Genomic DNA, 23,581 nt, shown 5'->3' with positions numbered 1-23,581 from the left:
TACGATCAGCCCGGGCGGTTCTTGCCGAGATACCAGGAGAGGTTCGCGGGACCGCGGGAACGGGCGTGCTGCGGGTGCAGCAGGTCATAGACGACCGCATTCTCCAGCACGCGCTGAACATAGTTGCGCGTCTCGGTGTACGGGATCGATTCCACCCAATCGAGCGTGTCGATGGAACCGGTACGCGGATCGCCAAAGGCAGCCAGCCACTTGTTCACATTGCCCGGCCCGGCATTGTAGGCGGCGACCGCCAGTGGATAGCTGCCGCCATAATAGTTGAGCATCCGCTGGAAGTAGCTCGATCCCAGCTGGATGTTGTAGCCGGTGTCCCGCGTCAGGGAGTCGCTGTTGTAGCTCAATCCCAGCTTGGTAGCGGCCTCACGCGCGGTCCCCGGCATCAGCTGCATCAATCCGCGGGCGCCCGCGTGGCTGACGGCAGTGCGATCGAACTGGCTTTCCTGCCGCGCGATGGCGTGGATCATCGTGAAATTGGCCTGCTGCGCGGCGGGCACGGGGACGGAGGGATAGCCCGCGACCGTGTAGTCGCTGTGCCCGTTCATGAGCGCGCTGCGGCCGACCATCACCCCCAGATCGGGGCGCCCGATCTTCTTGGAGAGCTCCGCGGCCAAGGCGTGATCGGTGTCGCTGGTCGCAGCGTCGGCGATCTGCCGCACGAACAGCGTCTGGTCCGCATAGGCGCCGGTGCGGCCAAGATACTGGACTGCCTGGACCGGTTCGCTCGCGAAGAAGGCCTGGCGAGCAGCGGGATCCGGCGTAACCGCGGCAGTCGCGGACGGTGCCCGCAGGGGGCGGCCCAGCCGCTCGAGCGCGAGCTGGCCGTAATAGACGTCCGACAATGCGGCGGCACTTTCGTACCACTTGTTGGCCGTTGCCGTGTCGCCTGCCGCTTCTGCCGCGCGTGCCGCCCAGTAGAAGCCCTTGGCGCGGGTCGTCGGCGTGCGCGAGCCGTTTCCGTAACGGCTGAACATGCCGACCGCATCCGCCGGGCGGCGAAGGTTCTTCAGCGCGGTACGACCCGCGAGCCATGCTAGACTCGTATAGTCGTCCCGCTCGCCATAGGGCTTGGTCGAGACGTCGGTGCCGGCCGGATAGGCGTCGTCGATCTGGCGGGCGATATCGAACGCCAGCGCATATTGGCCGTCGTTGGCCGCAGCGCTGGCGTTCGCCAGCAGCACTTCATACCATTTCTCGACATTGCCCGGCAGCGCCGACAAAGGGCCTCGCTGCGCCAGGTACGCGCGCGCGGCTGGGCTCTGGCCAGAATTGCGCAGCCAGCTTGCCCGATCGGCGATGAAGCCGGGATCGTTGCGGTCGGCACCCGTCACCATCCCGCCGAGCGCGGCCGCGTCCGGCGCATTGGTGCGGAAGGCCAGCCGTGCCCGGAACAGCGGCTGCTTGGCCGGCGAAAGATAGGGAAGCTCGCGCATGGCAGCGCTGGTCGAGTTCGCCCACAACAGACGATCGACCCGCGCTTCCCGATCCGCGGGGGTTAGCGCGCCGGAGAAGCCGCTGATGAGCCGCGCTTCGTCGGAAGGCCGCAGCACGCCCGTTCGCCACGCGGCGCGGGCTGCCTCGCGTGCCGCATCCGCTCGGCCCATCGCCATCAGCGCCTCGGCGTGCCGCAAACGACCCGCCGCGGTGAGTGGCGGGAAGCGCCCGAAAAACTGGACGGTCAGTGACGGATCGGCAGTGCCGGGCGCAGTCTCGGCAGCGGCGCGGCGGCTGGTTTCCCCCGGCCAGCCGGGATGCGCGAGCAGGAAACGCGCGTAGTCCCCGAACGGCAGATTGTCTGACTGCTGCAGCCGTTTCCACTCGGCGATCGGTGCCGCGATCGGATCGGAAGGCGACACTGGCTGGACGATGGGCTGCACCATCTGCGTGCTGCCGGGGTTTTGGCCCGGAAGCTGCTGTGGGAGCGGGATCGCCTGGGCATAGAGGAGGGAGGCAGCGCGGTTCTGGATCGGGCCGGAAGCGAACGAGGCGCCGGTCACGCCTGCCGCGAGTAAGCCGCCCTTCAATATGTGCGAAATCAAGGGGGTGAGCATGCTGGACATGATATGGAAGGCGGCCCTATGTCGCCAGCCAATTCTTTCCTTTGTTGCTTGGAGCCTCCTTGCCCATGTTCTCCGGCTCGATTCCGGCCCTGGTCACGCCGTTCACCGACGGCGCTTTCGACGAGGCGGCCTTCCGCGCGCACATCGACTGGCAGATTGAAAGCGGCTCGACCGCCCTGGTGCCCTGCGGCACCACGGGCGAAGCGGCAACGATGACGATCGCGGAGCATAACCATATCGTCAAAGTCTGCGTCGATCAGGCCGCGGGCCGGGTGCCGGTGATCGCCGGCTGCGGGTCCAACGATACCTCGGTCGCGCTGGATCATGTCCGCGCGGCCAAGGGTGCCGGGGCGACGGCTGCGCTGCTGGTGCCCCCCTACTACAACCGCCCGAACCAGGAGGGGGTGTTCCGCCACTTCGAGGTGCTGGCGCGCGACGGCGGCTTGCCGATCGTTCTCTACAACGTGCCCGCACGCACCGTGACCGACATCGCCGTCGAGACGATGGCCCGGATCGTGGCTGCGTTTCCGGATGTCGTGATCGGCCTGAAGGACGCGACGGGCGCCATCCAGCGCGTGTCCGCCCAGCGTGACGCATGCGGCCCGGACTTCTGCCAGTTGTCCGGGAACGACGACATGGCACTCGCCTTCATGGCGATGGGCGGCCGCGGTTGCATCTCCGTGACGGCCAACGTCGCTCCGGCACTTTGCGCGGAGTTCCAGGACGCTTGCCTGGCGGGTGACTACGGGCGCGCACTGACCCTGCAGGACCAGCTTTTCCCGCTGCACGCGGCCTTGTTCAGCGACGCATCCCCGGGCCCCGTGAAGTATGCGCTGAACCGCCTGCGCCCGGGATTCTCCGCAGAGCTGCGCCTGCCGATGACGCCGCCATCGGAAGCGAGCCAAAAGCTCGTCGACGAGGCTCTGGCGCATGCGGGCCTGATACAATAGCTGCCAGGGACTTCTAAATCTTGTGAGCACCGCGACCTAAGGCGCGGTACTCTAAGGAATAAGCTGACGGTGCGAAGCCAGCCTCCCCCGGGCGTAAGCCGGGGGAGGGGTGCATTATTCCGCGGCTTCTTCTTCGCGCGGCGGCACCACCTCGATCCGGTCGCGCCCCAGCCGCTTTGCGCGGAACAGTGCGCGGTCGGCCTCACCAATGAGCGTGTCGGGGGATCGCTCGTCCGCAGCGATCCACACGTCGATCCCGAACGACATAGTGACCGGGCCCAGTCGCTGGCCCCGGAAATCGATCGTCAGTTCGCGCACCAGACGACGCAGCTCGTCCGCCCGGCGGCAGATCAGCTCCAGCGAAGCGCCCGGAGCGATGACCGTAAATTCCTCGCCGCCGTAACGGCAGACGATGTCGCCGTGCCGGAAGTGGGACTGGATCTGGCCGGCGACCTCGCGCAGCAGCGCGTCACCCGCCTCATGCCCATGGGTGTCGTTGAAACGCTTGAAGTGGTCGATGTCGGCCATGACCACCGCCAGCGGCGTGCCCCCGCGCTGTGCGCGTGCCGCCTCGATCTGCAGGGCTTCCTCCAGATAGCGACGGTTGAACAGCTTGGTCAGCGGATCACGGATCGACTGTTCGCGAAGACGCGAGCGCAGGTTCTCGTTCACCAGCGCCAGCGCGACGTTTTCCATGAGCAGCGTCAGACGGAAGCGATCCTCCGGGTCCGAAAGCCCTTCCACATAGATCAGGCCCAGTACCTCGCCACCCGCGATGACCGGCTCGCACAGGCGCTCTACCGGCACTTCGCCGGCGGCGTGGGCGCAGACGATGTCGGCGCCGGGACGGTCCACCGCGTGCGATTGGCCGCGCCGCAAGGCCCAGCATTGGTCGGGCAGGAACATCTCGGGCTTGGAATAGGGCTCTCCCCATGCCGAAATGCGGACGAGCAAATTGTGTGAGTGGTTGAGCACGTACAGGGCGCCCGCGAGATCCGGGAGCATCTGCGGCAGGAAACAGTCGAGCACGGTTGTGAGCTCGCCCTCGTCCCGGATCGCCTGAAGGCGCCGTGCCATGCCGCTGAGCAATTCGACCGATGTCTGCCGCGCCTCCAAGGCCCGGCTTCGGTCGGTCAACTCGGCATTGGCCCGAGCGAGCTTTGCTTCTGCCATGTTCGATTGCGCGATGGCAGACTCCAGCTGTTCTGCCATGACGTTGTGCGCCACCGCGAGATTGCGGAACTCGGCGCTTCCCGCGACCGTCGCACGAGCCTCATGGTCGCCCGAACCAAAGCGCTTCACAGCCTCCAGCAGGTCGGCCAGGGGGCGCGTCATGCCATTACGAAGCTGCCAGGCGAGCAGGCCGATCAGCAGTGTGAGCAGCGCACACCCGACTATCACCAGCACGCGAACGATCTTGTAGCTCGCGTCCGCGTTTGCGGTCCGCTCGAGCAGCAGCTGGCGTTCATCGTCACGCATTTCAGCGGTGAGGGCGCTGATCTGTTCCATCAAGGAACGCCCGTGCTCGCGCGTCGCCGGGTTTACCGCCTTCATCGCTCCAACGCGCCGTCCACGCTGGACTACGGCTCCCATGATCTCCGCCTTCTCGGCGGCGAGCGTGCGCAGCCGCTGCGCGCGCTTGAGCTGGCGGGGGTTGTCCCGGACGAGCTCCACGATGGTCTCGCGAACATTGTGCGCCTGGGCGAGGTTGCCGTCGAACCGCCTCAAATAAGTCGGGTCGTCGGTCATCAGATAACCCCGCAGCCCGGACTCAGCTTCTCCCAGGTTCGATACCAGGGAGTTGAGGCTGATGATCACGCGCTGTGAGTGGCCCACCCACTGAAATGCTTCGCGGGAGTGGTAGCTGCTCGCCAGGAGGAGAGCGCCAAGCGACAGCGTGCCCATGACCGACAATGCCATGACAGCGTAGATGCGGGCGCTGAGGGACACGAGGCGCTTCATGCGCGGACCCCGCTGACATGGGCAGGGGGCTTGTTTCGCATCCATTCCTCGAACTCGGGCGCGGGCATGGGGTGCCCGAACCAAAAGCCTTGGCCGGTATGGCAGCCGCTCGCGCGCACCATCGCCCATTGGGTTTCGTTCTCAATTCCCTCGGCAAGCACGTCGAGGCCCAGGCCAGTGCCGAGCGCTGCGACAGAGGCGACGATCAGCGCGTCCGTTCCCCCGCTGGCGATGTCCTGCACGAAGCTGCGATCGATTTTCAGGCGAGTTAGGGGGCAGTTCTTGAGCATGCACAGGGATGCGTAGCCGGTACCGAAATCGTCGAACGCCACGCTCACGCCGCGGTCATGCAGGGCCGCTAGGGACGCCAGGCTGCTGGGATCATCGTCCAGCATGATCTTCTCTGTGACTTCCAGTTCGAGAGCGTCGGGGCTTAGGCCGGTGCGGTCGAGAATCGCCAGCACTTCACCGGCCAGGTCGCGACTGCGGAACTGGGCTTCAAAAAGGTTTACTCCGATACGAAAACCTGGCGCCCGCCGCCGCCAGGCCACTGCCTGCGAACAGGCTGTCTCCAGCACCCAGGTGCCAAACGCAGATGCAACCGGCCCATGTTCAACCTGGTCCAGGAATTCGGCAGGCAACAGCAGCCCACGTTCCGGGTGGTTCCAGCGGATCAATGCTTCCGCACCCACCATGCTACCATCGGCAAGGTTGACCTGGGGTTGGTAGAACAGTTCGAACTCGCCCCGCGCGAAAGCCTGGGCAAGCGCCTCGTCCAGGTCGTCGCGATCCAGCGCCTCATGGTTCTCCGCCTCGCCAAAGACCCGCCGGACGCGGCGGCCCTCCCGCCGGGCCTGGTGCAGGGCCGCGCTTGCTGCCGCCATCAGCGCGTCAGCGGTGGTCGCGTGCTTTGGATAGCAGGCGATGCCCACCTGAGCGCTCACCCGGACACGCTGCTTCTCCACATGCACCGGCGCGATCAGCGACCCGAGGATCCTGTCGGCCACGACCAACGGGGCGGATGGCGTTTCATCGCGGTCTGCCACGCGTAGAATGGCGAAGGCGTCCGCCTCGAGCCTAGTAACCGTGTCGCCATAGCCCACGCTCTCGACAAGGCGCTGAGCGACTTCCTTCACCATCATCTCGCGAAGATGGGCGGACGCGCCACCATCAATATGCTGCAGGCCTGTGATGCCGACGCAAAGCACATGGACCTGTTCCCCCCGCTCGATGTGCTCGCCCAGGCGTTCGATCAATACGTTCGGGTTGGGGAGGCCAGTGAGCGCGTCGCGATGCGCTGCTTCAAACACGAGGTCGTCGCTGCGTCGGCGGGCCGTGATGTCGCGCAGGACGATATCATATGCGCAAGGACCGCCTTGCCCGTTGCTATGGATCGTGAGGGTAACCGGAACCAGCGTTCCATCGCCACGCCGAGCGTCGGCGTCAAATGGCTCACCGAACGGCATCAGACCGTTCGGCGAAAACGAGGTGCCATCGAGGGCAATGTGGGAGCGAAGCGCGGGTACGACCTCGCCCAGATCGCGGCCCACGGCGTTTTCGCTGTCGAGCGCTAATAACCGTGCGGCCGCTTCGTTCCAGAAAGTGATCCGCCCGCGCGCATCGGCGAAGGCGACCGCATCGGGTGAGCGTGCCGCGGCTCGTCGAAAGCCATCGTTCCCCAGAGTGCGTGCATGGGCAAGACGCAGACCCTCGAGTCGTTGAGCGGCCTGGGCACCCAGCGCGCGGAGTGCCTGGCGGTCACGCGCTGACATGCCGTTGCGAGGTCTGTGATCGATGACGCAAAGGGTGCCAACGACATGACCTGCCGGAGATCGGAGGGGCGCACCGGCGTAGAAACGAACGTACGGCGGCCCGATGACCAGCGGGTTGCCTGCAAACCGCGGGTCAAGCCTGGCATCTGGCACCACCAGCAGATCATCGCTTTCAAGTGCATGCGAACAAAAGGAAATGTCGCGAGGCGTCCCTTGTCCGTCGATCCCGGTGCTCGCGACAAAGACCTGGTCGAACTCCCGAACCAGGGTCACTACAGCAGTCGAAGTATCGAAGCGGCGCGCGGCAAGTTTGGTCAATTGCGTCAAGGCCGGGTGCGCTGCAATGTCCGGCCAGCCATAGTCCGCAACTGCGGCAAGCCGCGCACCTTCATTCGCACTGATTTTCGCTAGTCGCACGCACTCACCCCAAGAACGCATTCCTTGATAAACGTGATTCGTTAAAAACTGGAAACCCTGGTCTGGGTTGCGAGAGTGCTGTCCTCCGGGCTCTCCCGTCGATCGCGTACGCCGCTGCCTTTTAGCGTGGCCGGGCCGATGCGCATGTCCGCCCAAAGCAAACGCGCCCGCCTTCTAGCCTTGCCCGGCCGGCACATCACTAGCCGCAGGGCAAGCCCGGTCGGGCGCAGCTTCATTGTCTACCGACATAGTAGGATTATGTTCGAAGCGGCTGGGAGGGGTGATACTCAGGGGTTCTTCTCGAAAGAAGGAGAAGCGCGATGGCCAGTTCCTCTTCCATTAACGCACGGTGTGCGACCGTATTGACCGTCCCCGGCCTGAACGGCTCCGGTCCCGATCATTGGCAGACGCTGTGGGAACAGAGCCGCCCCGATACCGCGCGGGTAGAGCTGGGCATGTGGCACACGCCCCATCGCAACAGCTGGGTAACGAAGCTCGATCAGGCGATCCGCCGTGCCGGGGCGCCGGTAGTGCTCGCGGCGCATAGCCTGGGTTGCGTAGCCGTCGCCTGGTGGGCGGAGCTTTCACCGCAGCTGCCGGACTGGCCGGTGGTGGGCGCGCTTCTGGTGGCGCCCGCCGATGTCGATCGCGCTGCCGCTCCATCGGAGATCAAGGGTTTCGCGCCCATACCCCGGCTGCGCCTGCCGTTTCCCTCTATCGTGGTGGCGTCCCAGGACGACCCCTGGGTCACGCTGGAGCGCGCGCGCGGGCTTGCGGCGGATTGGGGCAGCCATTTCGTTGATGCGGGCGCGCGGGGACATCTGAACGCCGACAGCGGGCTTGGAGTGTGGCGCGAGGGGCAGGAGTTGCTGGATCACGTGCTGCTCGATAGCTTCGAAACAGGACGGCACGGGGGTGGGCATGCCAGCACCCGCAGCCTGGTGGCGAGCGAGGTGCGGCGGCGGCACGATACGAACGGCCGCAGGGGGCCGGTGGCGTAAAGAAGGGCGGCGCGCATGGGGAGCCGGGCGCCATCAACAGGCAGGGAAGGATGAGGGCACATGACCAGTCTGGCACTTTGGCGGGAAGATCTTTCCGTCATCACGCTTTCGGACCCGCAGGATCCGCTTCCGGCGTGGCGGAAACTCGGCTGGCCAGCCGAGGGCGGACGGCACCTCTCGGGTGGCTTTGCGACCCGGGCGGATCGAGCTCGCTGGGCAGCAAAGCTCGACCGGGCGGTGACCGACTCCGATCGTTCCGTGCTGCTGATCGCGAGCGGCCTCAGCTGCTTTGCGGTCAGTTGGTGGGCCAAGCTGTCGCCGGCAAACTATGCGTCGCAGGTCGCCGGCGCACTATTGTTCGCGCCCGGCGAAGCACGTGAGGAGTGGAGGGCGCGCTTCGCAGCCCCGCGCATTGCGATGCCCTTTTCCTCCCTCGTGATCGACGAAGCCCTTGGCGACAAGGACGCGGAACTGCAGCGAATTGCAGCGGACTGGGGCAGTGGGCTGGTACGGACGCGAGAGCGCCAGAGCGCTGCCGGTGGATCATGGCGGCAGGCGCAGCGGTTGTTCCGCCGCTTCACGGCGGCGGTCGTCGAACGCGACGTCGAGCGGGACCGCGCGCTGCGTGGCCTAAGCCCCGGACATTAATCGCGCTGCTGTCGGCGTGCCCGAAATCGCGTCTTTCCGCAGTCCTGCCACGGCTGTTCGACCTGAGGTGTACGTCGCGGTAGCAAACCGGCACGGGCATGTTCGCTCCTGCAAGTGGAGCCACACATCAGAAAAAGGCTGAACCTTCGTCGCGCTTCTGCGTAAAGATAGGACGCGCGCGTCCTGTGCGCGAAAAGGGTTCAATCGACATGCCACAATCTTCCGCCTTCGAGCTTTCGCGGCGCGGTGTGCTCGCCGGCAGTGCGGCGACCGTCGCGGCAACGGTCGCGCCCGAGGTTGCCAAAGCCGCGCCCGCGGCGCCGGCTCCTCAGGCAGCAGTGTCGTTCAAGGTGAACGGGCGCACGCGCAAGCTGCAGCTCGATACGCGTACGACGCTGCTCGACGCGCTGCGCGACCACCTTCAGCTGACCGGCACGAAGAAGGGGTGTGATCACGGGCAATGTGGCGCCTGCACGGTGCTGGTGAATGGCGAGCGGATCAACGCCTGCCTCAGCCTCGCAGTTATGCACCATGGCGATGCCGTGACGACCATCGAAGGTCTGGGGACGCCGGACGATCTCCACCCGCTCCAGGCGGCGTTCGTGAAGCACGACGGCTATCAGTGCGGCTATTGCACGCCGGGGCAGATCTGCTCCGCGGCGGGCGTGCTGGACGAAATTGCGAGGGGCGTGCCCAGCCACGTCAGCGATGACATCACGGCTGCGCCCGGCGCCAGCAACATGGAACTGCGAGAGCGGATGAGCGGAAACCTCTGCCGCTGCGGCGCCTATTCCAACATCGCCGAAGCCATTGCGGAAGTGGCCGGCAACCCGAGGGCACGCGCATGAAGCCGTTCACCTATGAGCGCGCGGCGACGCCTGCGGCAGCAGCGGCTGCGGTCGCGCAGAACCCCGGCGCCAAGTTCATCGCGGGCGGCACCAACCTGCTCGACCTGATGAAGCTGGAGATCGAGGCGCCGAGCCATCTTGTCGATGTTCAGGACTTGAAGCTCGACCGCGTCGAGGAGACTGCGGACGGCGGTCTGCGGATCGGCGCCTTGGTCACGAACACGCGCCTCGCGTCCCACCCCCGCGTCCGGCGCGACTATGGCGTCCTTACCCGCGCCATCGTGGCCGGCGCATCGGGCCAGTTGCGCAACAAGGCGACGACGGCGGGCAATCTGCTCCAGCGCACGCGCTGTTCCTATTTCTATGACCCCAACCAGCCCTGCAACAAGCGCAAGCCCGGTTCCGGCTGCGCGGCGATCGGCGGCTATTCCCGTCCGCTGGGCATCATCGGGACGTCCGACGCGTGTATCGCCACCCATCCCGGCGACATGGCAGTGGCGATGCGCTTGCTCGACGCCCAGGTGGAGACGATCGACGCTTCCGGAACAACACGCAGCATTCCGATTGCCGACTTCCACCGGCTCTGGGGCAGCACCCCGCATATCGATACCAATCTCGCGAAGGGCGAGCTCATCACTGCGGTAACCTTGCCCGCGCCGATCGGCGGCCAGCATTTCTATCACAAAGTCCGCGATCGCGCCTCCTACGCCTTTGCGCTCGTCTCGGTTGCCGCCGTGGTACAGCCGGACGGCACCGGCCGCGTCGCCGTGGGCGGGATCGCTCCCAAGCCGTGGCGGGTCGAGGCTGCGGAAGCAGCGATGCCGCAAGGGGCAAAGGCCGTTGCGTCCCGTTTGCTCGCCGGCGCCCGTCCGACATCCGAGAACGCGTTCAAGATCCCCCTGACCGAGCGAACGATCGCCTCGGTACTGGCGCAAGCAAAGGGCTGAGCCGATGAAATTCGAGAAGCCCGCAGGCACCAACCCGATCGACCAGATGAAGGTCGTCGGCCGCTCCACGCCCCGTATCGATGGCCCGCGCAAGACCACCGGCACCGCGCCCTATGCCTATGAACGCCACGATGTGGTGCCGAACCAGGCCTATGGTTTCATCCTGGGATCGGCCATCGCGAAGGGCCGGATCAATCGCATGGACGTGAGCGAGGCTCGCGCCGCGCCAGGCGTTCTGGCGATCGTGACCGCTGCCGATGCAGGCAAGCTCGAGAAGGCGGGGAAGAATACTGCCAAGCTGCTCGCCGGCCCGGATGTCGAACATTACCATCAGGCGGTCGCCATTGTGGTTGCCGAGACGTTCGAGCAGGCGCGCGCCGCCGCCAACCTGATCCGCATCGACTACACCCGCGCAAACGGCCGCTTCGACCTTGCCAAGGAAGCGAAGACGGCACCGTTATACGGCGGCAGCAGCGGGGAGGGCTCGGGCGCTCCGCCGATCGAGCGCGTCGGCAGGTTCGAGGAAGCCTTTGCCAAGGCACCGGTGACCCTCGATCAGGTCTATACGACCCCGGACGAGAGCCACGCGATGATGGAGCCGCACGCCAGCATTGCCGCCTGGGAAGGCGACAAGCTGACCGTCTGGACCTCCAACCAGATGATCGCCTGGGGCAAGGAGGATCTCGCCAAGACACTTGGCATCAAGCCGGAGAATGTGCGGCTCGATTCTCCCTATGTGGGCGGCGGCTTCGGCGGAAAGCTGTTCCTGCGCACCGACGCGGTGATGGCGGCGCTTGGCGCACGCGCTGCGGGGCGGCCGGTCAAGGTCGCGCTCACGCGACCGATGAGCATCAACAACACGACCCATCGGCCCGCCACCATCCAGCGGCTGCGGCTGGGAGCAACCCGCGATGGCAAGCTCACCGCCATCGCGCATGAAAGCACATCCGGCGATCTGCCGGGCGGTGGCCCGGAAACGGCGGTTTCGCAGACCAAGCTGCTCTATGCGGCCCCCAACCGCATGACCGCGATGCGGCTGGCCGTCCTCGACCTGCCGGAGGGCAATGCGATGCGCGCGCCGGGCGAGGCCCCGGGGATGATGGCGCTCGAAGTCGCGATGGACGAAATGGCGGAGAAGCTGGGCATGGACCCGGTGGCGTTCCGCATCGCCAACGACACCCAGGTCGATCCCGAGGATCCCAAGCGCCCCTATTCGCAGCGACACCTGACGGAGTGTCTTCGCACCGGTGCAGAGCGGTTCGGCTGGTCGCGTCGCAATCCGAAGCCAGCGCAGGTCCGCGACGGGCGCTGGCTCGTCGGGATGGGCATGGCCGTGGGTTTCCGCAACAACATCAACATGAAGTCGGCGGCGCGCGTCGGCATCGATGCCAAGGGCGTCGTGACGGTCGCCACCGACATGACCGACATCGGCACCGGCAGCTATACCATCCTTGCGCAGACTGCTGCCGAGGTCATGGGCGTGCCGCTGGAAAAGGTGGTCGTCCTGTTGGGTGATTCCGACTTCCCGGTGTCGGCGGGCTCGGGCGGGCAATGGGGCGGCAACAGCGCGAGCGCGGGCGTCTATGCCGCCTGCATGAAGCTGCGCGAGACGGTCGCGGCGAAGCTCGGCTTCAACTCGGCCGACACGGTGTTTGCCGACGGCAAGGTTCGCTCCGGCAACCGCACCGCCTCCCTCAGCGACGCAGCCGGCCTCTCTGCCGAAGAGGGAATGGAATATGGCGACCTCGACAAGCGGTACCAGCAGTCGACCTTCGCCGGTCACTTCGTCGAGGCGGCTGTAGAGGCCTACACCGGCGAGATCCGCATCCGCCGGATGCTCGCCGTGTGCGACGCCGGCCGCATCCTCAACCCGCTGGCCGCGCGCAGCCAGGTGATTGGCGCGATGACGATGGGGGCAGGGGCGGCGCTGATGGAGGAGCTCGCCGTCGACAAGCGGCTCGGCTTCTTCGTCAACCACGACCTTGCCGGGTATGAAGTGCCGGTCCATGCCGACATCCCGCATCAGGAGGTAATCTTCCTCGACTATCCCGACGACAAGACCTCGCCGATGAAGGCGAAGGGCGTGGGTGAGTTGGGACTTTGCGGCGTCGGCGCTGCGATCGCCAACGCCATCTACAATGCGACGGGGGTCCGTGTGCGGGATTATCCGATCACGCTGGACAAACATCTGGAGAAACTGCCCGCAGTAGCGTGAGGCGAAGCGCCGGATGCCCGCTCGCACGTGTCACATGGCACTGCGACGGCGTCCGGCAGCCAACAGGGGGAGGTGTCGATGCATTGGATGCTGCTGGCGGTGCAGACCGCAACGCTTGGCGCTGCGAACCATGGCGCCGACCTCGCCATGAGCGCACCCTCCCGGCCGGCGAGCTTTGCAGACGAGTTTTCCGGTGCGAAAGTCGACCAGCGCCGCTGGCGCTTCGACACCTCCCGCAATGCCCTGGGGTGGTACAACAACGAGAAGCAATATTACGCCGCGAACCGGCCGGAGAACACGCGCGTCGACGGCGGCGTGCTGGTGATCGAGGCGCGGCGGGAGGCTTTGTCGAAGGCGGCATTCCCGGACTGGGGCGGGCAGGCCTATACCTCTGCCAAGCTCGTCACGCGCGAGGCGCTTGGGTACGGATTTTACGAGGTACGGGCCAAGCTCCCCTGCGGGCGGGGCGCATGGCCTGCGATCTGGATGGTCGGCGATGACGGTCCATGGCCGGACGTGGGCGAAATCGACATCATGGAGATGGTCGGGTGGGACCCGGACGTCATCCACGCGACGGTGCACAGCGGCGCCTTCAACCATCGGCTCGCGACGCAGCGCGGCGCCCAGAAGCGGGTAGCGAACGCCTGCACCGCCTTCCACCGCTACCAACTCGACTGGCGACCGGATTCGATCACCATCGGCGTGGATGGTCGCGCCTATATGCAGGTGGCGAACGATCAACCGGGCGGCAAGGCAGCCTGGCCGTTTGCCCGGCCCTATCCACTGATCCTGAACCTGGCGGTCGGCGGGGACTGGGGTGGTGCCAAGGGCATTGACGATCCTGCGTTCCCGCAGCGGATGTCGGTCGACTATGTTCGCTACTGGAAGCATCGCGACTGACCGCAAGCCCGCTGGACAGCCGCCGCGCGTCGCCGCTATCCGCCCGGCGATGGGTATCATTGCAACGATCATGAACACGACCACGGGTCAGCCGATCCAGCGGATGAGCTTCGGCCGCATGCCGAAGCCCTGGGCTTCCTTCACCCTGGAGACGGGCGAACTCGTCACCGCAGATCGGGTCGAGGTAGGGAAGCCGGCGCCCGGCAAAGTCGTAGTGCCTGTGTCCGTGTGGGTCACGCCGAAGAAGAAGCCGGCCTGACCCGATCGCGTCGAAGGCGCTTGCCGTTCAACCGGCGGCGCAACGCCTAGCGTGCCGCGTAGCGATCCGTCGCGCGCACCAACTGGTCCAGGATCGGCGGGTCGCTCCAGGCGTGGCCCGCGCCTTCCACCAAGCGGAAGTCCGCTTCCGGCCAAGCCTGGTGCAGCGCATAGGCGGTGCGCGCAGGGCAGACGATGTCGTAGCGGCCGTGAACGATCGTGCCGGGGATGCCGCGAAGGCGCCCGGCGTTCTGGATCAGCTGGTCGGGCTCCAGCCAGCCGTGATGCACGAAATAATGGTTCTCGATCCGTGCAAAGGCGAGCGCGAACTGAGGGTCGCTGAAGCCTGAACTGAGTTCGGGATCGGGCAGGAGCGTGATCGTCTGCCCCTCCCACAGGCTCCACGCCTTCGCCGCTTCCAACTGCGCCTCGGGATCGGCACCCACCAGCCGCCGGCGATAGGCCGCGCGCATGTCCTCCCGCTCAGCCTCAGGGATAGGGGCCTGGAACGCGGCCCATCTGTCGGGAAACACCTCGGATGCGCCGTACTGATAATACCAGTGCAGTTCCCGCTCCGTCAGCGTGAAGATCCCGCGCAGCACCAGCTCGGTCACCCGCTCGGGATGGGTCTGGGTATAGGCGAGCGCGAGCGTCGACCCCCAGGATCCGCCGAACACCAGCCAGCGCTCCACCCCGATCTCGTTCCGCAGTCGCTCCATGTCCGCAACCAGGTGCCAGGTCGTATTGGCCTCAAGGCTCGCATGCGGTTTCGAGCGCCCGCAACCGCGCTGGTCGAACAGCAGCAGGTCGTAGCGTTCGGGATCGAACAGGCGCCGCACGTCGGCAGAGATGCCACCCCCGGGGCCGCCGTGCAGGAACACGGCAGGCTTCGCGCCCGGCGTGCCGCAGCGTTCATAGTAGAGTTGGTGGCCGTCACCCACGTCGAGCATGTCCGTCGCATAGGGTTCGATGGGCGGGTACAGGGTGCGCAGCGTTTCCGTCATGGCGGGGTTGTGGGCTCCGGGCGCGGCAAGGTCCAGCCACGTTGCTTCTAAGGCGTCGTTCCACCTTTCCTCCCGGGGCCGGAGCCCCTATGTCCGGCATCCCATGGCCCGACCGCACCCCGCCACCTTCGACAAGCGCAAGATCGTCGCCGAAAACCGGCGCGCACGCTTTGACTATTTCATCGAACGCACCTTTGAGGCGGGCATCGCGCTCACCGGCACCGAGGTGAAGTCGCTCCGTTTCGGCGAAGGTTCGATCGCCGAAAGCTATGCCGAGGTAAAGGATGAGGAGGTTTGGCTAGTGAACGCCAACATCCCCGAGTTCAGCCACGGCAACCGCTATAACCATGAGCCCAAGCGGCCGCGAAAACTGCTGCTGAACATGCGCGAGATCAACAAGATGCACGGCGCCGTGGCGCGTGAGGGGATGACGCTGGTTCCGCTCAGCGTCTACTTCAACGGTCAGGGCCGGGCGAAGGTCGAACTCGCGCTCGCCAAGGGCAAGAAAGCGCACGACAAGCGCGACACCATCAAGGATCGCGACTGGAAGCGCGAACAGCAGCGCTTGCTGCGCGACCGCGGCTGACGCCATTGGGCGACAAGCAGCTCGGGGTCCGGATCCTGCGCTGGGCGGCAGCCAACATGCCGACCCGCGAGAGCATGGGCGAGAATCGCTGGCTGCGCCCTGTGGCGCACCGGGTGCTGGCGCCGGAGCTGTGGCGTTTCACCCGTCGCTCCGTGCCGCGGGGCGTCGCGTTGGGGATGGTCACCGGCATCATGGTGCCGATGGGCCAGATCCCGGCCTCGGCCGTGCTCGCGCTGCCGCTTCGAGCAAATATTCCGGCCGCCGCGCTCACCACTTTCTTCACCAACCCCCTGACGACGCCGCCCCTGTGGGTCGCCGCCTATTGGGTTGGCGCGTGGCTGCTGCGCTTCGATGCCAATGTGCCGGGCAGCCCGCTGGCGAAACATGCACAGGTGGACATCGGCTGGCTCGACTGGCTGCTGGTCGACGCTGGCCCCGCCACGTTGGTCGGGCTCCTGTTCTTTTCTCTTTTAGGGGCGCTGCTCGGCTATTTCGGCAGTGCCTTTGGCTGGCGCTGGTGGATCGGGCGCAAGTGGCGCCGCCGGCGCCGCCGGCAGACCAGACCCGATGACACCCCCTTGAATTGACGGGCGTTTCCTGCCGGTTAAGACAATCATATCCCATTCTGTTTGAAGGACTCACAATGCGGCGTTCGCTTCTGTTATCCACTCTGCTCGCCGGCTCTGCGCTGCTCGGCGCGTGCGCCACCACCGGCGCCGCCGACACCGCGGCCGTCGCTGAACAGACGCAGCCTGGCGGCACGACCGCCGCGGCCAGCACCGCCCAGCCGCAGATCGGCAGCTTCGGCTTCGACGAGGCGGGCATGGATCGCTCGATCGCACCGGGCGACGACTTCTACGGCTTTGCGAACGACACGTGGACGAAGAACACGCCGATCCCGGCCGACAAGGCGAACTTCGGCATGTTCACCGTGCTGGAGGACCTGTCCCGCACCCGCACCCGCGAAATCCTGGACGGGGTACGTGCGGACCCGAATTCGAAGATGGGCGTCGCCTATGCGACCTATCTCGATCAGGCGACGATCGACAGCAAGGGCCTCGCGCCGTTCCAGCCGTGGCTCGGCAAGATCAAGGGCCTGTCCGCAAAGACGGGCTATGCCGCGCTTGCGGCCGAGGCATCGCGGAACGGGATTTCCGGCCCCTTCGGCGGCTATGTCGGGCCCGACGACAAGCGTCCGGACGTCTATGCGATGAACCTGAGCCAGTCGGGCCTGGGTCTGCCGGATCGTGACTATTACCTCTCGAACGACCCGAAGATGGTCGAAATGCGCAATGCCTATGTCGCGCATATCGCCAAGATGTTCACCCTTGCCGGTGAGCCCAATGCCCAGGCCCGTGCTGCCGCGATCCTCGCGTATGAAACCGCGATCGCGAAGGCCCACTGGACCCGCGTGGAAAGCCGCAACGCGGACAAGACCTACAACAAGATGACACTGGCGCAGCTGCAGAAGCAGGCGCCCGGCTTTGACTTCGCGACCTATTTCAAGACCTTGGGCGCGAATGTTGACTCGGTGATCGTAGCGCAGCCGAGCGCGGTTGCCGGCATTGCCAAGGCGATTTCGTCGGCACCGCTCTCGGTCCTGAAGGACCAGATGCTCGTTCGCTCGCTCGACGAGTACGCCAATGTCCTCCCGGCGCCGTTAGACCGTGAGAACTTCGCGTTCTACGGAACGACGCTGTCGGGCACGCCGGAGCAGCAGGAGCGGTGGAAGCGAGCGGTCGACTTCACCAGCGACGCGCTCGCGGACGACGTCAGCCAGCTCTATGTCGCCAAATATTTCCCGCCCGAAGCGAAGGCGGCTGCGGATGATCTGGTCCGCAACGTCATCGACGCGATGGGCCGCCGGCTCGACCAGCTCGAGTGGATGGCGCCGGAAACCAAGGTAAAGGCCCGCGCAAAGCTCGCCGCCTTCACGCCCAAGATCGGCTATCCCGACAAGTGGAAGGATTATTCCGCGCTTGAGATCCGCGCCGGCGATGCGCTGGGCAACGCGATGCGCGCCGCCAACTGGGCACGCGCCGACAATCTCTCGAAGCTGGGTAAGCCGATCCAGAAGTGGGAATGGTACATGACCCCGATGACGGTGAACGCATACGCGAACCCCGTCATGAACGAGATCGTGTTCCCCGCCGCGATCCTTCAGCCGCCGTTCTTCGATCCCAACGCGGATTCGGCCGTGAACTATGGCGGCATCGGTGCCGTGATCGGTCACGAAATTAGCCACCATTTCGACGATCAGGGACGCAAGTACGACGCAAACGGGAGCCTGACCGACTGGTGGACGCCGGAGGACGTCAAGCGGTTCGACGAGCGCACCGCCGCGCTGGTTCGCCAGTATGACGCGTATGAGCCGCTGCCGGGCCTGCATGTGAAGGGTGCGCTCACCCTTGGCGAGAACATCGCCGATCTGGCCGGCCTGACGGTTGCCTGGGACGCCTATCAGCATGCGCTCGGCGGCAAGCCGGACAAGGTCGTCGACGGGTACACCGGCGAGCAGCGCTTCTACCTCGGGTGGGCGCAGGTGTGGCGTCGCAGCTACCGCGAGGCGAACCTGCGTCAGCGGCTGCTGACGGATCCGCACTCGCCGTCGCAGCAGCGCGCCTGGGTCGTGCGGAACCTCGACCCCTGGTACGACGGCTTCAAGCCGGCACCGACCAACAAGCTGTACCTGGCACCCGACGCGCGCGTTCGCATCTGGTGATCCATACCCGCCGCGCGCTACGTAACCGGTGGCGCGCGGCGGCCTGCCGGCAGGCCGCTTGACGCTGCCCGGCGTCGCGCCCAACAACGCCGCGATGGCCAGCGTTCCCACCGCCAACGACAGTCCCGCCAAGGTCGACCGTCTCCCGTTCCTCGTCGCGCTCGGCGTCGGGCTGATTTCGGCGCTCCTCGTCCTCAAGATGGTGGGCGAGCCCCTGGTCGCGGCTGGCTTCCTGGCATTTGCGCTGCTGATCCCGGTTGCGGTGTTCGCCTGGTTCCGCTTTTCCGCGCCCCCGCAGGTCGAGGCACCGCCTGCCGACTGGGCGTTGGCGCATGCTCTTGCCGAAGCGAGCGAGGATGCGCTTGCGGTGACCGACCGCGCCGGCCAGCTGGTTTGCGCGAACGAGCGGTTTGCCGAGCGCTTCGGGGGCTATCCAACGCCGCCGGGTCTGCCATTAGAAGGCGAGGGCGGCGCCCAGCTGGCGGCGGCAGGTCGCGCGGCATGGCGCGACGGCCGCGCTTCCACCTGGGTCCGCACCGACGGCAACATGCTCGAAGCGGCGATCGAAAAGGTGGGCGACGGCACCCTGGTATGGCGGTTCTTCGGCGGTGGCCCTGCCACTGCTTCCGTCGAGGCAGAGCAGTGGTTGGTTGGCCCGCATGGCGATCGCCTGGGCGGGGCCGGGATCATGGCGGCATTGCTCGGGTCCGACGGCCGCATTCGCGCCGCCAACCGGGTCCTACGCGCGCGTGCGATGGGGCATGAGGAAGGCTCCGTCGTCGGCCGCGACTTCGCGCGCCTGCTCACGACCGATGGCGAGGGGCGCATCCGCTTCGAACGCGAGGGCGACGCCGGCAATCCCCTGCGCCTGCTGCAGGTGCCCTTCCTCGCCGACGAAGGCGCTCCCATGCTCGTCGTGCTCCTGGACGAGGAAGCGACCGATACCGCGCAGCCGATCGCCGGGGGGGCGGCCGGGCATGTGCGCGCGCTTGTTTCGCTGCTGCCCGTCGGCATGGCGCTGGTCGATCGCGACGGGCGCTTCCTGCACATGAACCACGCCTTTGCACGAGCGACCGGCGTCAACACGAACGCGCCGCCGCTCTATCCGGGGGATCTGGTGGTGCGCGAGGACAAGGGCGCGCTTGCCGACGCCATCCGCCGCTTTGCCAGCGGCGCGCAGCATGCGTCCGACATGGCGGTGCGATTGATCAGCCACCCGGACGAGCCGATTGCCCTCACCATCGGCGGCGGCCGCGGGCTGGGCGACGCCGCGGTGTTGCTGACCCTCAAGGATACGGGCGAGGAATCACGGCTCAAGCGGCAGGTCGCACAGGCCACCAAGATGCAGGCCGTGGGTCAGCTGGCAGGTGGCGTGGCCCATGATTTCAACAACATACTAACCGCTATTATCGGCCATTGTGATCTTATGCTGATGCGCCACACGCCGGGCGACAGCGACTATGACGACATCCAGCAGATCCGCGCCAACTCCAATCGCGCGGCCAGCCTGACGCGGCAGTTGCTCGCTTTCTCGCGCCAGCAGACCTTGCGTCCCCAGGTCCTGCAGCTGCCGGACGTCATTTCCGAGGTATCCAACCTGCTGAAGCGCCTGCTGGGCGAAGCGGTCGAACTGGTGGTGCGCCACGGCCGCAACCTGGGGCCGGTGCGCGCCGACCCGGGCCAGCTCGAACAGGTCGTCGTGAACCTCGCGGTCAATGCGCGCGATGCGATGGTGGCCAAGAACCCGAACGGGCGGGGTCGCCTGATCATCGAGACGCTGTCGGTCGGTGCCGCCGAGGTGCGCGCCATGGAGAATGAGGTGTTGCCGGTGGGCGATTATACCGCCGTGCGCATCACCGATACGGGGACGGGCATTGCGCCGGAGGTGCTGCCAAAGATCTTCGAGCCGTTCTTCACCACCAAGGAAGTCGGCAAGGGGACCGGCCTCGGCCTCTCCACCGTCTATGGCATCATCAAGCAGTCGGGCGGATATATCTTTGCCGACTCCGCGGTGGGGCAGGGTACGTCCTTCACCATCTACCTGCCGGTCCACGCCGCACCTGCGATCGCGGCGGCGCCGCTGGCCGTGCCGGCACGTCGTGAACGGCCGGGCGACATCTGGGGCACGGGTACGATCCTGCTGGTCGAGGACGAGGACATGGTCCGCTCGGTCGCGGAGCGCGCGCTGACACGCCAGGGGTATAAGGTGCTGACCGCGGAGAATGGCGAAGTCGCCCTCGACCTGCTGGCCGATCGCCCGCAGATCGACCTGCTCATCTCCGACGTGGTGATGCCGGCGATGGACGGGCCGACGATGGCGCGGCAGGTGCGGCGCATCTATCCGGATCTCCCGATCCTGTTCATGTCCGGCTATGCCGAAGAACAGCTCCGTCGGTCCATCGACCTTGGCAATGTCGCGTTCCTGCCCAAGCCGTTCTCCGTGCAGCAACTCGGCGAAGCAGCGCGCGATGTTCTGGCAACGAAATGACGCTTGGCGCGGGCGCGCGCATCTGCTTAGACGCGCGTACATGACAGCTCCACAGCGGGTCCTCATTGTCGAGGACGAGCCCCTTATTGCGATGATGCTCGAGGACTTCCTCGATATCCTCGGGAAGTCCGTCGCCGGCTCTGCCGATTGCGTGGCGGATGCGCTTGCGCGAATCGAGGACGGCGGAATCGATGCCGCTATCCTGGACGTGAACCTGCGGGGCGGAGAGAAAAGCTGGCCGATCGCCGACGCGCTCGAGGCTGCCGACATCCCGTTCGTGCTTGCCACCGGCGGGTCCGGCGACGCGGTCGAGCCGCGGCATCGCAGCCGGCCGGTGCTGGCCAAGCCGTTCACCATGGACGGCGTAGAAAAGGCGCTCGCCGAACTCGGCTGATCCGGCACGCGCGGTCTCGGCTTTCATTGCAGGGTTAGTGAAGCGGGCGGGCGCAGCAGTGTCCCGTTCTCGTGCAAGTTCGCCTCTTGTTCCCGCGGAACATATCGGATACATGGCGAACAACGCGTTGAACGGCTCGCGCGGTTGCTCTAGCGATGGAGGCCACGAATGGCGGCAAACCTCAAGGTGATCGACGGCAAGATGGCAGCGACCAACGATAAGGCGGCGGGCGAGCGGCAGAAGGCGCTCGACGCAGCGCTCGCGCAGATCGATCGCGCATTCGGCAAGGGTTCGGCGATGAAGCTGGGCCAGAAGGAAGCGATGCAGGTCGAGGCGATCTCGACCGGTTCGCTCGGCCTCGACATCGCGCTGGGCGTCGGCGGCCTGCCGCGCGGCCGCGTGATCGAAGTCTATGGTCCGGAAAGCTCGGGCAAGACGACGCTTGCGCTGCATGTCATTGCAGAAGCGCAGAAGGGCGGCGGCACGGCGGCATTCGTCGATGCCGAGCATGCGCTGGACCCGGTCTATGCCAAGAAGCTGGGCGTCAACATCGATGAGTTGATCGTGTCGCAGCCGGACACCGGCGAGCAGGCGCTGGAGATCGTCGACACGCTGGTGCGGTCCAATGCGATTGACGTGCTGGTCGTGGACTCGGTGGCGGCACTGGTGCCGCGTGCCGAAATCGAGGGCGAGATGGGCGATAGCCACGTCGGCCTTCAGGCGCGCCTGATGTCGCAGTCGCTGCGCAAGCTGACCGGCTCGATCAGCCGTTCGCGGTGCATGGTGATCTTCATCAACCAGCTGCGGATGAAAATCGGCGTGATGTACGGCAACCCGGAGACGACGACCGGCGGCAACGCACTGAAGTTCTATGCTTCCGTGCGTCTCGACATCCGCCGCACCGGCCAGATCAAGGATCGGGACGACATCATCGGCAACGCCACGCGCGTAAAGGTCGTGAAGAACAAGGTCGCCCCGCCGTTCAAGCAGGTCGAGTTCGACATCATGTATGGCGAGGGCATCTCCAAGATCGGCGAAATCCTCGACCTGGGCGTAAAGGCCGGGCTGGTAGAAAAGGCTGGCGCCTGGTTCAGCTATGACTCGGTCCGCATCGGCCAGGGTCGTGAGAACGCCAAGACCTTCCTCAAGGAAAACGACGAGCTTCGCGAGCGCCTTGAGCGCGCGATCCGCGCCCGTACCGAAAAGGTCGCCGAGGAAATGATGACCGGGCCCGACGCCGAGGACGACGGCGACGATCTCTGATCGAAATCCTCTGGAATGAAGAAGGCCCGCTGGCATCCGCCGGCGGGCCTTTCTCGTTCTGGGCGGTTGCGGTCTGCAGATCCCTGTGCGGATTTCATCTGGGGTCGCGTGGGGGTGGGGTATCAGTCCGTCATTCGGACCGGCTCTATCAGCCCCTTGGCATCATAGCGGATCGGCTGGATCGCCACGCGGCGTTCTCCGCGATAGGGTCCGTCCCCGCTTTGTCCTTCCCAACGATGATAGACGATCAGCCATTCGCCGGTCTTGGGATCGCGGACAAAGCTGTGGTGGCCTGGCCCCTTGTACTTGGCATCCGCCTTCAGGATCGTGCCGCGGTAGTGCCACGGCCCGGTGGGTGAGGGCGCGGTCGCGTAGTGGACCGTATAGTCGGCCCGGTTCCAGCTTCCGTGGCTGTACGACAGATAATAGACCCCACCGCGCTCGTGCATGAACACGCCTTCGGTGAAGTTGGGTGGCTGATCCACGGCGATTTCACGGGCGATCGTCACCATGTCTGGCGTGAGTTCGAACACCCGCAGCTTTGCGCCTGCGCTGCCGCCTGCATACAACAGCCGTCGGCCGGATTTGCGGTCGACGAAAACCCTCGGATCGATCGCTTCGAAGCCCCGTCCGCCGGTGAGCAGCGGCTTCCCGCTGTCGGTGCAGGGGCCGGCAGGGGAGGTGCACAGGGCAACGCCGATCCGGCTCGGCGTCGGGTTCTGTGGACCCACCGAATAATAGAGATAATAGCGCCCCCGCACGGCGACCATGTCGGGCGCCCAAAGGAAATGCACCGGCGCACCGTCGCATTCCGCCCAGCGGATGTCCGCCAGACGAAGGAGCGGATGCTTCGTCCACGCGCGGCGGTCCGTCGATGTCCAGGCATGGAGCCCGTCGCCGCCGGTCGGGTAGATCCACATCCGACCAGCCGTGACCAACGCCGAGGGGTCGGCACCGGCAAATACCGACGGTACCTCCTGTGCGACCCCTGCACTCGCCAGGAGCAACCCCACCGCCGCCCCAAACGGCGCCAAGGGTCGGGGTTCGCGCTTCCTTTCTGTCATCGAGCCAGTTTGGCGGGTGAACAGGGACGCGCGCAAGGGACGGCGGCTGAACTCGAACGCTGCGGCG

General features: G+C 66.1%; 19 protein-coding genes. 14 read left to right on the top strand and 5 right to left on the bottom strand.

Annotated features, from left to right (window positions below; translation table 11 throughout):
• Window positions 1–5 precede the first annotated feature (5 nt).
• Window positions 6–2,075: a lytic transglycosylase domain-containing protein gene (locus QP045_RS04540; RefSeq protein WP_422513769.1), complete on the bottom strand. Its 2,070-nt coding sequence runs from the start codon at window positions 2,073–2,075 to the stop codon at window positions 6–8.
• Window positions 2,076–2,140: 65 nt separating this feature from the next.
• Here QP045_RS04540 and dapA point away from each other — a divergent pair, with 65 nt between their 5' ends.
• Window positions 2,141–3,025 carry a 4-hydroxy-tetrahydrodipicolinate synthase gene (dapA, locus tag QP045_RS04535; protein ID WP_422513877.1) on the top strand — a complete coding sequence of 295 codons (885 nt, stop codon included), beginning with the start codon at window positions 2,141–2,143 and terminating at the stop codon, window positions 3,023–3,025.
• Between the two features lie 114 nt (window positions 3,026–3,139).
• Here dapA and QP045_RS04530 read toward each other — a convergent pair whose 3' ends face one another.
• Together QP045_RS04530 and QP045_RS04525 are read right to left on the bottom strand one after the other, a co-directional pair.
• Entirely contained in the window at window positions 3,140–4,987 is a 1,848-nt protein-coding gene (locus QP045_RS04530; protein ID WP_422513768.1) for a diguanylate cyclase, read from the bottom strand.
• Window positions 4,984–7,086 carry a putative bifunctional diguanylate cyclase/phosphodiesterase gene (locus QP045_RS04525; RefSeq protein ID WP_422513767.1) on the bottom strand — a complete coding sequence of 701 codons (2,103 nt, stop codon included), beginning with the start codon at window positions 7,084–7,086 and terminating at the stop codon, window positions 4,984–4,986. Before QP045_RS04525 ends, QP045_RS04530 begins: the two co-directional genes overlap by 4 nt.
• Before the next feature lie 410 nt (window positions 7,087–7,496).
• Here QP045_RS04525 and QP045_RS04520 point away from each other — a divergent pair, with 410 nt between their 5' ends.
• The 7 genes from QP045_RS04520 to QP045_RS04490 all read left to right on the top strand — a co-directional run bounded on the left by QP045_RS04520 (window position 7,497) and on the right by QP045_RS04490 (window position 13,994).
• Window positions 7,497–8,177: an RBBP9/YdeN family alpha/beta hydrolase gene (locus tag QP045_RS04520; RefSeq protein WP_422513766.1), complete on the top strand. Its 681-nt coding sequence runs from the start codon at window positions 7,497–7,499 to the stop codon at window positions 8,175–8,177.
• Window positions 8,178–8,237: 60 nt separating this feature from the next.
• The gene (locus tag QP045_RS04515; protein WP_422513765.1) at window positions 8,238–8,825 is read left to right on the top strand and encodes an alpha/beta hydrolase; all 588 of its coding nucleotides are present in this window, start codon (window positions 8,238–8,240) and stop codon (window positions 8,823–8,825) included.
• Window positions 8,826–9,034: 209 nt separating this feature from the next.
• The gene (paoA, locus tag QP045_RS04510; protein ID WP_422513764.1) at window positions 9,035–9,673 is read left to right on the top strand and encodes an aldehyde dehydrogenase iron-sulfur subunit PaoA; all 639 of its coding nucleotides are present in this window, start codon (window positions 9,035–9,037) and stop codon (window positions 9,671–9,673) included.
• Window positions 9,670–10,620, top strand: coding sequence for an FAD binding domain-containing protein (locus QP045_RS04505; RefSeq protein WP_422513763.1), 951 nt, complete (start codon window positions 9,670–9,672; stop codon window positions 10,618–10,620). Before paoA ends, QP045_RS04505 begins: the two co-directional genes overlap by 4 nt.
• Window positions 10,621–10,624: 4 nt before the next feature.
• Window positions 10,625–12,835, top strand: coding sequence for an aldehyde oxidoreductase molybdenum-binding subunit PaoC (paoC, locus tag QP045_RS04500; protein WP_422513762.1), 2,211 nt, complete (start codon window positions 10,625–10,627; stop codon window positions 12,833–12,835).
• Window positions 12,836–12,913: 78 nt separating this feature from the next.
• The gene (locus QP045_RS04495) at window positions 12,914–13,735 is read left to right on the top strand and encodes a glycoside hydrolase family 16 protein (protein WP_422513761.1); all 822 of its coding nucleotides are present in this window, start codon (window positions 12,914–12,916) and stop codon (window positions 13,733–13,735) included.
• A 49-nt stretch (window positions 13,736–13,784) separates the two neighbouring features.
• The gene (locus QP045_RS04490; protein WP_422513760.1) at window positions 13,785–13,994 is read left to right on the top strand and encodes a hypothetical protein; all 210 of its coding nucleotides are present in this window, start codon (window positions 13,785–13,787) and stop codon (window positions 13,992–13,994) included.
• A gap of 46 nt (window positions 13,995–14,040) precedes the next feature.
• On the opposite strand, the gene pip is transcribed toward QP045_RS04490, so the two are convergent.
• Window positions 14,041–14,997 (bottom strand): prolyl aminopeptidase, encoded by a 957-nt coding sequence (gene pip / locus QP045_RS04485; protein WP_422513759.1) that lies wholly within the window; start codon window positions 14,995–14,997, stop codon window positions 14,041–14,043.
• A gap of 103 nt (window positions 14,998–15,100) precedes the next feature.
• Here pip and smpB point away from each other — a divergent pair, with 103 nt between their 5' ends.
• The 6 genes from smpB to recA all read left to right on the top strand — a co-directional run bounded on the left by smpB (window position 15,101) and on the right by recA (window position 22,450).
• Entirely contained in the window at window positions 15,101–15,583 is a 483-nt protein-coding gene (gene smpB / locus QP045_RS04480; protein ID WP_422513758.1) for an SsrA-binding protein SmpB, read from the top strand.
• 56 nt (window positions 15,584–15,639) lie between these two features.
• Window positions 15,640–16,170, top strand: coding sequence for a DUF2062 domain-containing protein (locus QP045_RS04475; protein ID WP_422513876.1), 531 nt, complete (start codon window positions 15,640–15,642; stop codon window positions 16,168–16,170).
• A 56-nt stretch (window positions 16,171–16,226) separates the two neighbouring features.
• Entirely contained in the window at window positions 16,227–18,305 is a 2,079-nt protein-coding gene (locus QP045_RS04470) for a M13 family metallopeptidase (protein ID WP_422513757.1), read from the top strand.
• A 94-nt stretch (window positions 18,306–18,399) separates the two neighbouring features.
• Window positions 18,400–20,793, top strand: coding sequence for a response regulator (locus tag QP045_RS04465; protein WP_422513756.1), 2,394 nt, complete (start codon window positions 18,400–18,402; stop codon window positions 20,791–20,793).
• Window positions 20,794–20,833: 40 nt separating this feature from the next.
• The gene (locus QP045_RS04460) at window positions 20,834–21,187 is read left to right on the top strand and encodes a response regulator (RefSeq protein WP_422513755.1); all 354 of its coding nucleotides are present in this window, start codon (window positions 20,834–20,836) and stop codon (window positions 21,185–21,187) included.
• Window positions 21,188–21,355: 168 nt separating this feature from the next.
• The gene (gene recA, locus QP045_RS04455) at window positions 21,356–22,450 is read left to right on the top strand and encodes a recombinase RecA (RefSeq protein ID WP_422513754.1); all 1,095 of its coding nucleotides are present in this window, start codon (window positions 21,356–21,358) and stop codon (window positions 22,448–22,450) included.
• Between the two features lie 122 nt (window positions 22,451–22,572).
• On the opposite strand, the gene QP045_RS04450 is transcribed toward recA, so the two are convergent.
• Entirely contained in the window at window positions 22,573–23,514 is a 942-nt protein-coding gene (locus QP045_RS04450) for a family 43 glycosylhydrolase (RefSeq protein WP_422513753.1), read from the bottom strand.
• Window positions 23,515–23,581: the final 67 nt, after the last annotated feature.

It is taken from the genome of Sphingomonas sp. 3-13AW (genome assembly GCF_049311085.1).
Classification (GTDB): Bacteria; Pseudomonadota; Alphaproteobacteria; order Sphingomonadales; family Sphingomonadaceae; genus Sphingomonas.
This window is presented reverse-complemented; position numbering and strand designations above follow the sequence as displayed.